The sequence below is a fragment of the Desulfomicrobium norvegicum genome (assembly GCF_900114595.1).
In the GTDB taxonomy this organism is placed as follows: Bacteria; Desulfobacterota; Desulfovibrionia; order Desulfovibrionales; family Desulfomicrobiaceae; genus Desulfomicrobium; species Desulfomicrobium macestii.
On the sequence record NZ_FOTO01000011.1, the window covers coordinates 96,815 to 113,071 of the forward strand.

General features: G+C 63.1%; 12 protein-coding genes and 1 tRNA gene. 7 read left to right on the forward strand and 6 right to left on the reverse strand.

Features of this window, described 5'->3' with window-relative positions:
* Positions 1–81: 81 nt before the first annotated feature.
* The 6 genes from BMZ24_RS14810 to BMZ24_RS14835 form a co-directional block, all read right to left on the reverse strand.
* The gene (locus tag BMZ24_RS14810) at positions 82–1,005 is read right to left on the reverse strand and encodes a branched-chain amino acid transaminase (protein ID WP_092193540.1); all 924 of its coding nucleotides are present in this window, start codon (positions 1,003–1,005) and stop codon (positions 82–84) included.
* Positions 1,006–1,108: 103 nt separating this feature from the next.
* Positions 1,109–2,452, reverse strand: coding sequence for a ribosome biogenesis GTPase Der (gene der / locus BMZ24_RS14815; RefSeq protein ID WP_092193541.1), 1,344 nt, complete (start codon positions 2,450–2,452; stop codon positions 1,109–1,111).
* Positions 2,449–3,495, reverse strand: a complete 1,047-nt coding sequence (mtnA, locus tag BMZ24_RS14820; RefSeq protein ID WP_092193542.1) for an S-methyl-5-thioribose-1-phosphate isomerase — start codon at positions 3,493–3,495, stop codon at positions 2,449–2,451. The genes der and mtnA overlap by 4 nt, the downstream gene beginning before the upstream one ends.
* Positions 3,496–3,678: 183 nt before the next feature.
* The gene (locus tag BMZ24_RS14825; RefSeq protein WP_092193543.1) at positions 3,679–3,960 is read right to left on the reverse strand and encodes a peptidylprolyl isomerase; all 282 of its coding nucleotides are present in this window, start codon (positions 3,958–3,960) and stop codon (positions 3,679–3,681) included.
* A gap of 68 nt (positions 3,961–4,028) precedes the next feature.
* Complete coding sequence (locus BMZ24_RS14830; protein ID WP_092193544.1) at positions 4,029–4,874, reverse strand: thiamine pyrophosphate-dependent enzyme; 846 nt, start codon at positions 4,872–4,874, stop codon at positions 4,029–4,031.
* Positions 4,871–6,541: a 2-oxoacid:acceptor oxidoreductase subunit alpha gene (locus BMZ24_RS14835; protein WP_092193593.1), complete on the reverse strand. Its 1,671-nt coding sequence runs from the start codon at positions 6,539–6,541 to the stop codon at positions 4,871–4,873. The genes BMZ24_RS14830 and BMZ24_RS14835 overlap by 4 nt, the downstream gene beginning before the upstream one ends.
* A gap of 279 nt (positions 6,542–6,820) precedes the next feature.
* On the opposite strand from BMZ24_RS14835, the gene BMZ24_RS14840 reads away from it, so the two are divergent.
* The 7 genes from BMZ24_RS14840 to BMZ24_RS14870 all read left to right on the forward strand — a co-directional run bounded on the left by BMZ24_RS14840 (position 6,821) and on the right by BMZ24_RS14870 (position 16,163).
* The gene (locus BMZ24_RS14840; RefSeq protein ID WP_092193545.1) at positions 6,821–8,482 is read left to right on the forward strand and encodes a hydantoinase/oxoprolinase family protein; all 1,662 of its coding nucleotides are present in this window, start codon (positions 6,821–6,823) and stop codon (positions 8,480–8,482) included.
* A gap of 2 nt (positions 8,483–8,484) precedes the next feature.
* A complete protein-coding gene (locus BMZ24_RS14845; protein ID WP_092193546.1) occupies positions 8,485–8,814 on the forward strand; it encodes a hypothetical protein in 330 nt (109 codons plus the stop codon).
* Entirely contained in the window at positions 8,811–9,710 is a 900-nt protein-coding gene (locus BMZ24_RS14850) for a DMT family transporter (RefSeq protein WP_092193547.1), read from the forward strand. The genes BMZ24_RS14845 and BMZ24_RS14850 overlap by 4 nt, the downstream gene beginning before the upstream one ends.
* A 107-nt stretch (positions 9,711–9,817) precedes the next feature.
* The gene (gene zwf / locus BMZ24_RS14855; protein ID WP_092193548.1) at positions 9,818–11,293 is read left to right on the forward strand and encodes a glucose-6-phosphate dehydrogenase; all 1,476 of its coding nucleotides are present in this window, start codon (positions 9,818–9,820) and stop codon (positions 11,291–11,293) included.
* A gap of 83 nt (positions 11,294–11,376) precedes the next feature.
* Positions 11,377–12,462, forward strand: a complete 1,086-nt coding sequence (locus BMZ24_RS14860) for an aminotransferase class IV (RefSeq protein WP_092193549.1) — start codon at positions 11,377–11,379, stop codon at positions 12,460–12,462.
* 72 nt (positions 12,463–12,534) lie between these two features.
* Positions 12,535–12,610 (forward strand) — tRNA-Ala (locus BMZ24_RS14865).
* 628 nt (positions 12,611–13,238) lie between these two features.
* Positions 13,239–16,163, forward strand: coding sequence for a PAS domain S-box protein (locus tag BMZ24_RS14870; protein WP_092193550.1), 2,925 nt, complete (start codon positions 13,239–13,241; stop codon positions 16,161–16,163).
* Positions 16,164–16,257: the final 94 nt, after the last annotated feature.

Sequence of the window (16,257 nt, forward strand, 5' to 3'; positions counted from 1 at the left end):
GCGTGGTGGGGGTGCAAAAGTTCATGGAACGCCGGGTCCCGCAGGGCGGAACCCGGCATGCGCTCAAGGATCGGAAAAAGCCTAGATCGTGTAACGGGCCAGCCACTTTCCGTACTTCGGATTGTCGCCGCGCAGCAGCTTGAAATAGGCGTCCTGCAAGGCCGCCGTAACCGGGCCGCGACTGCCCTCGCCGATGGTCCGGCGGTCGATCTCGCGGATGGGCGTGACCTCGGCCGCCGTGCCGGTGAAGAAGGCTTCGTCGGCGCAGTACAATTCGTCACGGGTGAAACGGTCCTCGACGACGGTATAGCCGAGGTCTTCGGCCAGGATCATGAGCGTCTCACGGGTGATGCCGGCCAGGATGGAACCCAGCGGCGGAGTCTTGATCACGCCGTTTCTGACCATGAAGATGTTCTCTCCGGTGGCCTCGGACACGTAGCCTTCAGCATCGAGCATGAGGGCCTCGTGGTAGCCGTCGGCCAGAGCCTCGCGCTTGGCCAGCACGGAATTGACGTAGTTGCCGCAGGTCTTGGCCTTGGTCATCATGACGTTGACGTGATGCCTGGTGAAGGTCGAGGTCTTGATGCGGATGCCCTTCTCCAGGGCTTCGGCCCCAAGATACGCGCCCCACGGCCAGGTGGCGATGATGGTCTGGATCGGATTGTCGCCGGGGAAGACGCCCATGGCGCCAGCACCGATGAAGCACAGGGGCCGAACGTAACCCTCGGGCTGACGGTTGGCCTTCAGGGTCTCGATGATGGCATCGAAAATCTGCTCCTGGGTGAAGGGGATGACCATCTCATTGATCTTGGCCGACAAAAAAAGCCTTTCGACGTGTTCCTGCAGACGAAATACGGCCGAACTCCCGTCGGAGCAGACGTAGCAGCGGATACCCTCGAACACGCCCACACCGTAGTGCAGAGTGTGCGTCAGGACGTGAACCTGTGCCTCGTCCCAGGGCACGAGCTTTCCGTCGAACCAGATCTTGTCAGCTTTCTGTACCATACATCCTCCTCGATATGGGCGTCTTTTTTGGGCCCGGAACGCGAGCTCCAAGGCGTGGGGGGACACTAGGACATGGCCAAAGCCCGGTCAAGAGAGCCCTGTCCTACTTGCCTTTTTCGTTGTCGTGGCTGGAGCGGAAAACCATGCGGATGGGCGTCTTGTCCATGCGGAAGACCTTGCGCAGCTGATTTTCCAGGTAGCGTACGTAGCTGCCGTGAAAGAGCTTCGCGTCGTTGACGAAAAACACGAAGGTAGGAGGACGGGAGTCGGCCTGGGTCATGTAGTAGATCTTGCCCCGGCGGCCGCCCATGACCGGTGGCTGATGCCGCTCGGTGACCATCTTGACCAGCCGGTTGAGTTCGCCCGTGGTCACGCGCTGGCCGCACTGCTCCCAGAGCTTCTCGATCAGGGGCAAAAGACCGCCCAGCCCGGCCATGGAGACGGACGAGGAATACAGCACCGGCACATGGGCGCAGAAAGCGAACTCGGCCACCAGGTCCTTCTTGGTCTTGGCCAGCTGGTCCTTGGTCAGAAGGTCGATCTTGTTGACGACGATGACGAAGGGGATCTTCTCCGTGTCCAGAAAGGACAGAAGGCGCTTGTCCTGACCGACCACGCCGTCCATGATGTCGAGCACCAGGACCACCACATCGGCCTGCTTGGCGGCTTGCATGGAATGCACGACGCTGAAATATTCCAGGGAATCCGTGACCTTGGACTTGCGGCGCACCCCTGCGGTGTCGACAAACGTGTACGTCTTGCCGCCGCGCTGCACGGTCACGTCCACGCAGTCGCGGGTGGTGCCGGCCTCGGCGCTGACCATGAGCCGCTTCTGACCGAGAAGCGCGTTGATGGTCGAGGACTTGCCCGCATTGGGACGGCCCAAGAGAGCGACCTTGAGCCCGCCCTGGGCGTGTCCGCCTTCCAGCTCCTGCGCGTCGGCCTTGGGCAGGACTTCCTCGATCATCTCCCGCAGGTCGCCCATGCCGAAACCATGAGACGCGGACACGCAGTCCAGCGGGAAGCCCAGACCATAGAAATCGGCCGCCATGGTCTCTTCCTGCTCGGGACCATCGACCTTGTTGACGATGACGCGCACTTCCTTGCCGCTCTGGCGCAGATACTGCCCGACCTGTTCGTCCTGGGGATGCAGCCCGGTCCGGCCGTCGACAATGAACAGTATGAGGTCCGCCCCGGCCATGGCCTCCCGGGCCTGCTCGAAGATGCTGATCTCGATCTCGTCGCTGGAATCGGGGACCAGGCCACCGGTGTCGACCAGCATGTACGAACGCGTTTCTCCGCGCACCTCGCTGAAAATGCTGTCCCGGGTCACTCCGGCCATGTCGTGGGTGATGGAGACCCGCCTCTTGATGAGACGGTTGAAAAGAGTGGATTTGCCCACGTTGGGACGCCCGATGAGGGCCACCATGGGAAGAAACTGGTTCATGGTCTGCGTTCCTGGCCGATGATCTCGGCGATGCTCGATGTGTAGGGCGGGGAAAGAACCCCGCGTTCAGTGATGATGCCCGTGATCAGGGAATGATCGGTGACATCAAAAGCGTAATTGAAAACCGGGACCCCTTCGGGCGTGATCCGGGTGTCGCCGACGTGGGTCACTTCCAGCGGCGTGCGGTCCTCGATGGGGATGAGGCTGCCGTCCGGCGTGGCCAGATCGAAGGTGGAGCTGGGCGCGGCCACGTAGAAGGGGATACCGTAGTGGCGGGCCAGAATGGCCACGCCGGAGGTCCCGATCTTGTTGGCCACGTCGCCATTGGCCACGATGCGGTCCGCGCCGACCACGACCTTGTCCACCAGCCCGCGCTTCATGAGCAGCGAGCAGGCGTTGTCGCAGGCCACGGTGACCGGGATGCCGTCCTTGTGCAGTTCGTAGGCGGTCAGCCTGGCGCCCTGCAGGAAGGGCCGGGTCTCGTTGGCGATGACGGAAATCTTCTTGCCCATGTCCACCGCGCCGCGAATCACGCCAAGGGCGGTGCCGTAACCCGCCGTGGCCAGCGCTCCGGCGTTGCAGTGGGTCATGACCGTGTCGCCGTCGGCAAGCAGGGCTCCGCCGAATCGGCCCATGGCCTTGTTCATAGCGATGTCCTCGGCGTGGATCTTCATGGCCAGGGCCAACCAGACCTCGCCAAGCTCGCGCGGATCCTGGATGCCGGCTCCGGCCTCGCGCATGACGCCGACGGCCCAGGCCAGATTGACCGCCGTGGGCCGCGCCTGGGCCAGCATCGAGAGCAGTCGCTCAAGCTCATTGCGCCAATAGGCTCCGGCGGCCATGGCCTGCCTGAGCGCAATGCGGCACCCGTAGGCGGCGCTGACGCCGATGGCGGGCGCCCCGCGCACGACCATGGTCTGCAGCGCGAAGACGACGTCCTCGACAGTGCGGCAGGCAAAGGTTTCCTCGATCAGAGGCAGCTTGCGCTGGTCGAGAAGCAGCAGGGTGCAGGCCTCGGCGTCAAAGCGGATATGGTCTTCCATGGAGTTCCTCTTAAAAAAAGAATGGGTCGTATGGGACGTATGGGACCTATGTTTGAAGAAAGAACCCATACGTCCCATGTGTCCCATAGGTCCCATAGGTCCCATTCTCCCATTCGCTTCCTCAAAAAAAACCGGACCACCAAGCAGCCCGGTTTTCACAGACAGGCTTGGCGCCCTGTCCCTTCAGGAGCGCTCGGTCACTTCCACCAGGTGAAAGCCGAACTGGGTCTTGACCGGTCCGTGCACGACGCCGACGGCCTCGTTGAAGCAAACCTGGTCGAATTCGGGAACCATCTGGCCGGGACCGAACGAGCCCAGATCGCCGCCGCGCTTGCCGGACGGGCACTGTGAATAATTGCGGGCGATCTCGGCGAAATCTCCGCCCTCTTCCGTGATTTTCGTTTTCAGAGCCTGGCAAACCTCTTCGGTTGCCACCAGAATGTGACGGGCACGTGCTTTGGCCATGGAATTCTCCTTCGTTTTTTTTGTGGCCCTACCCGTATGCCCGTCACTTGGCAAGACGCCCCTGCGGGTCAGGCGTGGGCGAACATGCGCCGCTTCACGGCCTCCATGTCCACGGTCTTGCGATACAGGGCCCCGTCTGCACACTGCGGAAGCTGCGCGTCCTTGGAGGGCCGCTCCTCGCGAAAGAGCACGCCGATGGGGATCTCCTCGCCGAACGTCGCGGCCACGGTCATGGCGGAGGCCCAGTCCTGCGGATCGTGGCTGACTTCCTTGCACCTGGCCTTGTACCAGGCAAAGGTGTTGACCTTGTTGAAGGATATGCAGGGCGAGTGCATGTCCACCAGGGCGAAGCCCGGATGCCGCATGGCCTGCACGATGGTCTGCACGGCGTGCTCGTGAAAGCCGGAGAAGGTCCTGGCCACGAAGCCCGCGCGCATGGCCACGGCCACGGCCACGGGATTGAAGGGCTGATCGAAAACGCCCAGAGGATTGTTCTTGGTCACGTGCCCGGTCATGGTCGTGGGGCTCGACTGGCCCTTGGTCAGGCCGTAGATCTGATTGTCATGGACGATCAGCGTGATGTTCACGTTGCGCCGGATGGCGGCCAGAAAATGATTGCCGCCCTCGCCGTAGGTGCAGCCGTCGCCCGACTCCACCAGCACGGTCATTTCCGGGTTGACCAGTTTCACGGCCTGGGCCGGGGACAGTGCACGGCCGTGCAGCCCGTTGAAACCGTTGCACTTGAGATAGTGCACGATCTTGGCCGCCTGACCGATGCCGGAGACCATCACGAACTGATGCGGCAGAATGCCCTGACCGGCCAGGGCTTCCTTGACGGCCACGAGCACGTCGTGGTTGCCGCAGCCGGGGCACCAGCTGGTCTTGAATTCGCCGTAGGTCTTGGTGTCGATCATAAAGCCTCCAGGATGGGCCGCAGCCGCTCCATGACGAACCCGGCCGTCAGGGTCCGGCCGTCATAGCGCAGAACGGTGTCTTGAATGTGAAAACCCGTGGTCTTGCGCAGCAGGCCCGCGAACTGGGCGGTACTGTTGCCTTCCACGGCCACGACGGTTCCTGCCGCCTCAAGGCGCGGCATGAAGGTATCCGGGAGCAGCGGCCAGACCTGGGTGAAACACAGGCAGGCGGCCCTGGTCCCGTCGTCGCGCAGTTTCGCGGTCACTTCGCGCAGCACCTCGCAGGAGGATCCCCAGCCGACCAGCAGGAGGTCCGGGTCCTCGTCGCCGGAAAATTCAGGCGGCAGCACTTCGGCAAGAAGCGTGGCCATCTTGGCCTGGCGCTTGTCCTGCATGCGCACGCGGATGCCCCCGTCCTCGATGATGTTCCCGGTCTCGTTGTGCTCGTGGGAGTCGGCCAGGACCAGGCTCTCTCCATGCCCGGGAATGCGCCGGGGGGAGATGGGCTCGTCCCAGTTGTAGCGGCGGTAGTTCCCGGGGTCGGTGTCACCGAGGTCGGGAGTCGCGATGGGCGCAAGTCCATCCAGATCGAAGGGGGCGACCGAGCGCGCGGCACTGGCCAGATACTGATCCGAGAGCACGAACACCGGCCCCTGGCTCTTTTCGGCCAGATCGAAGGCCTTGTGGGTCAGATAAAAGCAATCCTCCAGCGTGGCCGGAGCCAGGACGGCACGCGCAAATTCGCCGTGACCGGCGTAGAGCACAAGATCCAGGTCAGCCTGCTCCGTGCGCGTGGCCAGGCCCGTGGCCGGGCCGGGGCGCTGGATCACGGCAAATACCACGGGTGTCTCCGAGACTCCGGCCAGGCTCACCGCCTCGGTCATGAGGGCGAACCCGCCGCCCGAGGTGGGCACGATGCTCCGCGCTCCGGCATAGGATGCGCCGAGCGCCATGTTCGCGGCCGCGATCTCGTCCTCGGCCTGCTCCACCACGACACCCATCTCGACGGCGGCATGCACCAGACCTTCGGCGATGGAAGTCGCCGGGGACATGGGGTAATATCCGCAAAACCGCACGCCGGCGGCCAGCGCGCCAAGGACGATGGCCTGGTTGCCATCCATGCTGAGCATCTTGATCGCGTCATCGGCCTTGGGCAGGGGCAGGCTCGGTGCGTTTTCGGCGGCCCACTTCATGGAAGACGCCAGCACGTCCAGATTGCTGGAGACGATCTTGTCCCCCTTGGCACTGAACTCTTCCTTCAGCTGTTCCTCGAACAGGGACGCCTCAAGGCCAAGCATGGCACCGATCACGCCAAGCAAGGCCACGTTGCGGAACACGGGACGCGACGCGAGCTCCGCAAAGGGGATGGGCACCATGCCGGGACCGGCAGGCAGTTCCCAAGCCGCGTCGACCAGGATGATGCCCGGGTCCTTGAGCTTGTCCTTGTGCAGATCCACGCTTTCCTGGCTCATGGCCGCCAGCAGGTGAAAGGTGTCCGGCGGTCCCTGTACGGGACGCGAACCGATGCGCAGGCGAAAATTGTTGTGACCGCCCCGCACCCGGGACATGACATGCTGGGCCCCGAGCAGATGTCTGCCCGAGCGGACCACGGCCTTCACGAGCAGCCCGGACACGGTATCCAGGCCCTGACCGGCCTCCCCTCCCATGATCAAATGCAGTTCTTCGTGCACGAATATCTCCTTGGTTTCCCATGAGCGCGGCGATTCCGCGACATGAATCTTGACCATCCTCCTGCTGGCATATTTTGCGGGAGGATACAACCATAAGCGGCTGAACGTGACAAAAAAACCGCTGCTCCCCGCAACATGCGCCCCCGTGACATGACGCGCATCATCCGGCGGCCGCCCCGTTCCACTGGACGGGACCGCCGGAAATACTTAAGGCAATCGCGTCTGAAGGATCATCCCCGGAGAAAGGAAATTCCCATGTCCCCACCAGCCTGCGTCATCGGCATCGACACCGGCGGCACCTACACGGATGCGGTAGTTCTCGACCGCTCGTCCGGCCGGGTTCTGGCCGGCGTGAAGACCCCGACCACCCCCCACGACCCGGCCCTGGCCATCGGCCGGAGCCTGGAGAAGGTGCTCCTGGCCTCGGGCGCAAATCCGGAAACAATCGAACTCGTGACCGTGTCCACGACCCTGGCCACCAACGCCCTGGTGGAAGACAAGGGCGCGGAGGTCGGACTCTTCGTCATCGGGCACGACAAACGACTGCACATCCCGGCGGCGGACATGCGCTTCATCCCCGGCGGCCACAAGGCCCGGGGGGTCGAAGCCGAACCCTTGGGCATGGATTTTCTGATCCAGGGCATCGCCGCCATGAAGGGCCGCGTTGACGCCTACGCCGTCTGCGCCATGCTCGCCTTCGAGGACCCGACCCACGAACTGGTCGCGGCCAAGGCCATCGAACTCATGGACCAAAGGCCCGTGTTCTGCTCCCACCAGGCCAGCACCCGCCCGGGCATGGAGGAACGCGCGGCCACGGCCGTCCTCAACGCCAGGCTGCTGCCCGTCATGCAGGACTTCCTGCGCGGCATCGCCCGGTCCATGGAGCGCCTCGGGCTGTCCTGCCCGGTGCGCATCGTGCGCGGGGACTGCCAGAGCATGGACCTGCCCGAAGCCGTGCGCAACTCCTCGGCCACGGTGGCCAGCGGTCCGGCGGCCACCGCCCTGTTCGGCGGCCACGCCGCGGCGGGCGAGACGGCGCTCATCGTGGACGTTGGCGGCACCACGACGGACATCACCCTCATCAGGGAAGGCCGTCCCGTGGTCCGCGAGGAAGGCATGACCATCGGCTCCTGGCGCACGCACGTGCGGGCCGTGGAGATGTACACCGTGGGCCTTGGCGGCGACAGCCTGACGCGCGTCGAGAATGGCCGCCTGTGCCTTGGCCCGGCCCGGGTCGTGCCGCTGTCCCAAATCCACCTGCTTCTCGACGGGCCGGCTCTGGCATCCGTCACACACCCCGAAGCCTGGCTCGGCGCGGACCTCTGCGCCCAGTGCGTGCAGCTGGCTCCGGGCATCGATCCCGGGGACGACCAGATCCTGCGCTGGCTCGCCGAACATGGCCCGGCCACGCCCATGCGCCTGCGCCGGGAACTGGCGCTGGCCGAATCGAGCCTGGAGAAGGCCATCGCCAGACTCCAGGCCGCAAGGCGGGTCATCACCTGCGGATTCACGCCCACTGACGCCCTGCATGTGCTCGAACGCCTGGACCTTGGCGACCCAAGGCCCGCCATGGAAGGGGCAGCCGTGTTGGCCGCGCTGCTGAACCTCTCGCCGGAAGCGTTCTGCGATCAGGTGCTCGAAAAGGCCCACGCAACCATCGCCACCACCATCCTGTGCGCCCTCGGCAACCGGGAAGTCGGACCGGCCCTGGCCCATTTTTTTGAGCAGTCCGAGCAAAGCGCGCTCCTGGACATCACGATCAGAGTTCGTCCCCGGATCATCGGCATCGGCGCGGCAGCACCGTTCCTCTTGCCGGAAGTGGCCGCGCGCCTTGGCACCGAAGCAGTCTTTCCAAAACATTACGAGGTCGGCAACGCCCTGGGCGCGGCCCTCATGGACACCATCACCAAGGAGTGAACATGCATTTCAAGGAACAATCTTTTGCGGCGGCCATGGAAATCTGCAGCGAGAGTGAACTGGCCGAGGTTGTCCACGCCTGGATCCCCGGTGATGCGGGATATGTGGTCCACGCCTGGGCCGAAGTCGAGGACGCGGTCTATGACCTGACGGAGAGCGAACGCCCGATCGCCAAGGCCGACTACTATGAGCGCATGGGCGTGCGACCGCACCTGACCCGCCGCTACGGCCGGGTCGAGTACTTCACCCTCATGGCCGAAACGGGCAGCTTTGGCCCCTTCGACACAAAATTCTTCTTCGCCAACCAGACCTCGTTTCTCCCCCAGGCGTGACGACCATCCCGTTTGCAGGCGAGGTCGCGGCCCTTTCGGCCGCTTTCATCTGGGCCGTGGCCACCATCATCTACGCCCGCACCGGCAACAAGGCCCCGGCGCTGTTCCTGAACCTGATCAAGGGCAGCATCGCCGTGGCCATGCTGACCGTGACCATTGTCGTCCTTGGCGATGCGCCCCCCACCCTCTCGACGTCGCAGTGGCTGTGGCTGGCGGGCAGCGGAATCGTCGGCATCAGCATCGGCGACAGCGCCTATTTTTCGGCCATAAAGCGCGTCGGCCCCAGCCAGACCCTCCTGATCGAATCCCTGGCTCCGCCGCTGACCGGCGTCCTGGCCCTCTGCTTCCTGCACGAGGCCATCGGATTCTGGGCCTGGGCGGGAATCTTCCTGACCATGAGCGGCATCCTCTGGGTGGTCACGGAACATCAACCCCAGCAGAAGAGCCTGAACCTGCCGGGCCTGGGCTTCGCTACCCTGGCCGCCCTGTGTCAGGCCACCGGCATGGTCATGTCCCGGCAGGTCATGGTCGCAACCGACATCACCCCCCTCTGGGCCGCCCTGATCCGTCTCGCCGCGGCCAGCCTGGTGCTGTGGACCCTGCTCCCGATCCTGAAACCCGAGATAGTCCTGCGCCGTGAATGCTGGCGCTCCATCGGCACGGCCCGAAACGGATGGGCGTTCTTCACCCTGGCCGTCTTTCTGGGCACGTTCCTTGGCATCTGGCTGCAACAGGCCGCCCTCAAGCTGACCGACGCGGCCATCGCCCAGACCCTCATCTCGGTCAGCCCCCTTTTCGCTCTTGGGCTTGCGGTCGTGACCGGACACAAGGTCTCCCGGCGCAGCCTCGTCGGCGCCCTGGTCACCCTGGCCGGCGTTGCCCTCTTTTTCCGCTGAAAAAAAGCCCGGGGCGGGCTCAGGCGGCAAGGGAACCGGGGCTTGCCTTTTGGCTTCGTCCTGATATTTCTGATCGCTGCAAACCTTCTCACCGCCCCGGGAGCACCATGACCGCCACATCTTCATGCCCCACCGCGTCCCAGGCCGCTCCGGTCAATCTGGTCATCTTCGGCGCCACCGGAGACCTGGCCATGCGCAAGATCTTCCCGGCCCTGGCCTCCCTCTGCCAGAACGGGCTGCTCAGCCACGACACGCGCATCCTGGCCGTGGGACGCACGGATTTGAGCGCGGATGAGTACTCGAACCTGATCGGCGAAAAACTCGCCCATGCCATTCCCCCGTCCTGCCTGGCCGACCTCGTGCCCCGGGTCCGCTACCTGCGCCTGGACCCCGACGAGCCCGAATCGGGCTACACCCTGAGCATGGCCCTCGGCGACCTTGACCGCGAGACGCCGAAAAACCGGCTCTTCTACCTGGCCGTGCCCCCGAACGCCTACATCCCCCTGGCCACCATGCTCGGCGAGGCGGACCTTGGGCGGGAGAGCGAGGACACGAGCGTGCGCATCGTCGTGGAAAAACCCTTCGGCCGCGACCTGCCCACGGCCAGGGAGCTGGACACGGTGCTGCACCGCTATTTCAGCGAGCGCCAGATCTTCCGCATCGATCACTACATGGCCAAGGAGACCGTGCAGAACGTCCTGCTGCTGCGCTTCGCCAACGCCCTCTTCGAGCCGGTCTGGAACCGCCGCTACATCGACCACATCCGCATCACCGCCGCCGAAACCCTCGGCATCGGCCACCGCGCCGGTTTCTACGATCAGGCCGGGGTGCTCAGGGACATGTTCCAGAACCACATGATGATGCTCCTGTCGCTGTGCGCCATGGAGCCGCCGTCCATATTCGAGGCCGAACTGGTCCGCGACGAGCGCTCCAAGGTCTTCCGGGCCCTGCGCCCGCTCGATCTGGAGCGTCTGGATGAACAACTGATCCTGGGGCAATACGGGCCGGGCATGTCGGACGGCGAGGCCGTGCCGGGATACTTGCAGGAACCGGGCGTGCGGCCGGACTCGACCACACCGACCTTTGCCTGGCTCAAGGTCTATCTGGACAACTGGCGCTGGCAGGGCGTGCCGTTCCACCTCTGCTCGGGCAAACGGCTTGAGGCCAAGCACACCGAGATCACGGTGCAGTTCAAGAGCGTGCCCGTCTCCATGTTTCGCAAGTCCAAGGATGAAATCATCCCTCCCAACCGTCTGGTCATCGGCATCCATCCGGATGAAGTGGTCCGGCTGGAGGTGCAGACCAAGGGTCAGGGATCAACGCTCTGCCTGCAGGGTCAGTCCATGGAGTTCTCCTACGGCGCGGGCTCGGGCCTTGGCCGTCTGGACGATTACGCCAAGGTGCTGATGGATTGCATCACCGGCGACCAGACTCTTTTCTGGCGGCAGGACGCCGTGGAGCTGTGCTGGGGGTTTCTGACCCCCATCCTGGACCGCTGCGACTGCCCGGACAGCGAACTTCCCCTGCACACCTACGTCGCGGGCGGCCCCGGCCCCAAGGCCGCGCAAAGGGTCGGATCATGACCGGCCCAGGTCTGGCACAAGTCCCTGGGCGCACGTCCCCGCGGGCTCAACAATAAACCATTCACCATCCCACGGGAGGACCCATGGCCGGTTTTGAAGGCACCAAATGGGCTGATTTCCAGTCACGCTACCTGCTCCAGGGCAAGTCCCTCGCCATGCTCCCCATGGCGGACAAGGTCCCGGCGGTGTCCCGCTCCATTCATTACGGGCTCTGCCTGGCCTTCGAGGGCATCCGCTACTTCATCGGCCCGGCCGAGGACGGCAGCCTGCATGTCCAGTTTCTGAACCTGCATAAGAACCTGCAGCGTTTTCGCCGCTCCATCTCCTTCAACCTGGGCGCGGCCCAGCAGTTCCTGGTGCCCTCGGAAGAGGAACTGGAGGCCATGATCCTGCACTACCTGCGCAGCCCGGAACTGGCCGAGTTCATCCACTACATGGGCGAATCCGGCGGGCAGGGCTATCTGCGCCCCTTCACCGTGGACGAGTCCCAGTCCATCGGCGTAACCTTTCCCGAAAGCCCTTCCATCCGCATGGTCACCTGCACCTACGACCGCTACATGGGCGAACCCTTCAACGGCGTGGTCGTGCCGGGACTGGTGCGTGCAGTAGGCGCCAACGGCACGGGCAACCTGAAGCTCGGAGTCAATTATCTCCTGAGCGTCAAGGCCGTGGACGAAGCTCGAACCATCCTGCCCGAAGCAACCTCGGCCCTGTTTCTGGACGACCGGCTGGACCTGCCCCTGCGCGACCGCCGCGTCACGGAGTGGGACTCCTCGTGCTGCCTCATCGCGCTGACCAATGGTTCCGTGGTCAAGATTCCCGAAAGCCCGCTCATCCTGCCCTCGGTCACCATCCAGGGCATCTGCGCCATCCTGCGCGAATCCGGGATTACGGTCGACGAGCGTGACATGACCTACGGCGAACTCATGGCCCGGGCCGAAGCCGGGGAAATCGCGGCCATCGCCTCCATCGGCACGGCGGGCATCCTGAACCGCGCCGAGCGGCTGGTCATGGTCGATGAAAACAACGCGCCCTGCGCCCAGATGCGCGCCCAGACGGAGCACCCCTTGTACCAGGCCTTGGGCCGCGCCCGGCAGACATACTGGGACATCTACCAGGACAAGGCCCCGGTGCCACAGGGAATGGTCCTGCAAAGCTACCTGATTTAGGACATTTCAGAACCAAGTCCGCCAGCCCTGTTGACAACAGGCCCCGGACCCCATATCAGGCTTCCCACGTCAGGGGATGTAGCTCAGCTGGGAGAGCGCTGCGTTCGCAATGCAGAGGCCAGGAGTTCGATCCTCCTCATCTCCACCAGACAGATAAGCAAGGAAGTTAGCTAACTAGTTAACTTCCTTTTTTTATTGCCTAGACGAAAGCGAATCTGCACGACAAAGAAACCCGTAAAAGATTCCTTGAATGCATTAATCCAAGATATTTAATCTTTAAAAAAAACCGATCCTCGCAAATCCTGAAATTGCCAAATTTGTCCCGCACCCCGCCTGTATACACATTCTTGGACAATCCGCCTTCAGAGAAACACATCCAAGGTCTGTGCAAGCTTTTGAATGCCAAGGCACCGTGGCAGAAATAGCGACCGCGATGCTTTCCGCTCCGACGCAACCCGCACCTATGCCGTCTGTTCCAGCAACAAGGTCGTCGGCTATTATTCCTTGGCTGTCGGTAGCGTGGAGCACCGGTTTGCTTCAGGTGCCGTCAAGCGCAACATGCCCCAACCCAACCCGGTCATGATTCTAGCCCGTTGTTCACTGTTTTCACTGAAATAATCGGCGATCGATTGATATTTCGTGAAAATGATGAAACACAATGAAAAAGAATGCCCCTCCGGCATGGGTCTTGAAGCAGTTTTCAAGGCAAGATTCCAGTATCGCTCATGAAAACTGGTTGTCAGGCAGCCATCTCACCCTAACCTTGCGAGTCGCGAATGCCCACTCACCTGTCATCGACGGAAAATCGCCGTGACCAGGAATGCCCGAGCCGGGAAAATGCGTTGCACGACATCCTGATGAACGCGCCCATCGGCTTCTCGACGGCCACGCCGGACGGCAAACTTCTCAGCGCCAATCCTGCACTGGCGAGAATGCTCGGCTATGACTCCCCTGAAGACCTGATCGCCTCGGACCCCGACATCGCGGCCCGGCTCCATGACGCGGCAGGTGCAAAGCATTCGAGAATCGCGGACGGGCCGGAGAATGACGGCGCCCGGGAATTCCAGATTGCGCGCAGGGACGGAGCCATCATCTGGGTGTCCGGAAAGACCGGAATCCTGCGCGATGCCGAAGGCCGGATCTCGCACACCCAAAGCTTCACCACCGACATCACCGAGCGCAAGCGCATGGAAACGGAACTTGAGGCCAGGGAAAAGAACACCTCCATGCTCGTCGACAGCCTCCCCGGCATGGCCTTTCGCCGCCGCAACGACGCGGAACTGAACATGGAGTTCGTCTCGGACGGCTGCCTCGGACTGACCGGCTACAGCGCCGAAGAGCTGCTGCACAGCAAACGTCTCTCATTCACCGACCTCATTCTCCCGGAATACCAGCACAATGTCCGAAAAAAATGGACTGAGGGCATCCAAAAGCTCGCCCCGATCCAGCTCGAATTCGAGATCATGACCGCCGACGGACAGCCCAAATGGGTCTGGGAAGTGGGCATTCCCGTGCAGGGTCAAAACGGCGAAGTCAGGACCCTCGAAGGATTGATTGTCGACATCACGCCACGCAAGCTCGCGGAAAAAAACTCGCTTTTGCGCGAAAAGGCCCTGGAGCTTGCGGCCGGGACCTCTCTTGAGCTTCTCCTTGAACCCGATCTTGAGCAATCCATGGCCAAAGTCCTGGCACGCCTGGGCCAGGGCACGGACACGGACCGGGTCTATATATTCAAAAACCAGCAGCAGCCCGATTCAGGCGCAGTGCTGACCAGTCAGCTCTACGAATGGACACGACCCGGAATCCCGACCCAGCTCGACAATCCGGACCTCCAGAATCTGCCCATGAGCGACCTGACGCCCCGCTGGCTGACCGAGATGCGCGCCGGACGCGCCATCAGGGGACTGGTCCGCGACTTTCCGGCTGACGAAAAAGAAATTCTCGAACCGCAGGGCATCATCAGCATCCTGGTGGTCCCCATCCAGCTGCACGGCACGCTGTGGGGATTTCTCGGCTTCGATTCGGTTCGCGCACCGCGCTCCTGGACGCCCATCGAGGAGCATGTCCTGAACATCGTCTCGGCCAGCCTTGGCGCGGCCATCGCCCGCAGGCTGGCCCAGGAAGAGCTGGCGAGCAGCAACCGGACGCTCATGACCATCCTCGACAGCCTGCCCGTGGACGTCTACGTGTCCGACCTGACCAGCTACCGCATCCTGTTCATGAATCAGAACATTAAGAACAGCTTCGGGCGCGACTGCACCGGCGAGCTCTGCCACGAAGCGTTCAACCACGAATCCGCGCCCTGTGGCCACTGCACGAACGGCAGGCTGCTGGACGAACACGGTCGCCCCCGGGGAGTCATCGCCTGGGAATGTTTCAACCCCGTGACCGGCAAATGGTACAGAAACTTCGATCAGGTCATCCCCTGGACCGACGGACGCCTCGTGCGCATCGAAATCGCCATGGACATGAGCGACCGCAAGCGGGCCGAAGAGGAAATCCTTCGGGCCCGGGATCTGGCCGAAGCCGCCAACTGCGCCAAGTCCGAATTTCTGGCCAACATGAGCCACGAGATCCGCACGCCCTTGAACGGCGTCATGGGCATGCTCCAGCTCCTGCAACTCACCAAGCTCGACCCCATCCAGGAAGACTACACGGACACCGCGATCCATTCCTGCAACCGGCTGGTGCGGCTCCTGACCGACATCCTTGATCTCTCGCGCATCGAGGCGGGCAAGCTCAGCATCCAGAGTGCGCCCCTGGAACTGTCCGAAGTGCTGCGCCAGACCGGGGACCTCTTCTCGCCCACGGCCAGGGAAAAAGGGCTGGCCCTTCGCTTCCTGATCGACCAGGCCATCCCCCGCCAGCTCCTTGGAGACGCGACGCGTCTGCAGCAGGTCCTTGGCAACATGGTCGGCAACTCCCTCAAATTCACTCCGGCCGGCAGCGTGACCGTCGAAGCCTCTCTTCTGCCTGCGCTGCATGACGGACAATGCCGGGTGCTCTTCTCCGTGGCCGACTCTGGCATCGGCATCCCCGACGACAAGCTGAGCAGCCTTTTCCAGCCATTCTCCCAGGTCACGGAAGGGTACACCCGCAGCTATCAGGGCGCGGGCCTCGGCCTGTCCATCTGCAAGCGCCTCGTGTCCTTCATGGGCGGCAACATCTCTGTTGTCAGCGAACTTGCGGTGGGCACGACCATGTATTTCAGCGTCACCTTCGCCCTGGGATCAGAAAAATCCGAACCCGTCCCGGGGCGCGAATCCTTTTTTGCCCCTGCCCTGGACGGCTTGAGTGTGCTCATGGCCGAAGACGACCATTTCAGCGGCATCCTCGGCGTCAAGCTCCTTGGCGCTTTCGGAGCCACGGTCAGGCACGTGCAGAACGGAAAGCAGGCTCTTGAGGCCCTCGCGAGCGAGCCCTACGATCTTGTGCTCATGGACGTGCAGATGCCGGTCATGGACGGTGTCGAGGCAACGCAGTCCATCCGCCGGGGCCTGGTCGGCGATCAGGTGAAAGACATTCCCATCATCGCCATGACGTCCTATGCCATGGACGGGGACCGGGAAAAATTCCTCGACGCGGGCATGAACGCCTATGTGTCCAAACCTGTCGACATCAAGGACCTGATGCACGCCATCTCCGAGATGCTGCGCAGGGAGAGCGCGAAGAAGCCGCTCAAAACGAAGGTCGGCCCCTGAGCCCTTCCCGCCCTCCGGGCCATTGTCAGGGAAACCATGATCCCGCCCACGAAGCCCCGCGCGTATTGCGGCACACAACATAGTGTGACAGGAA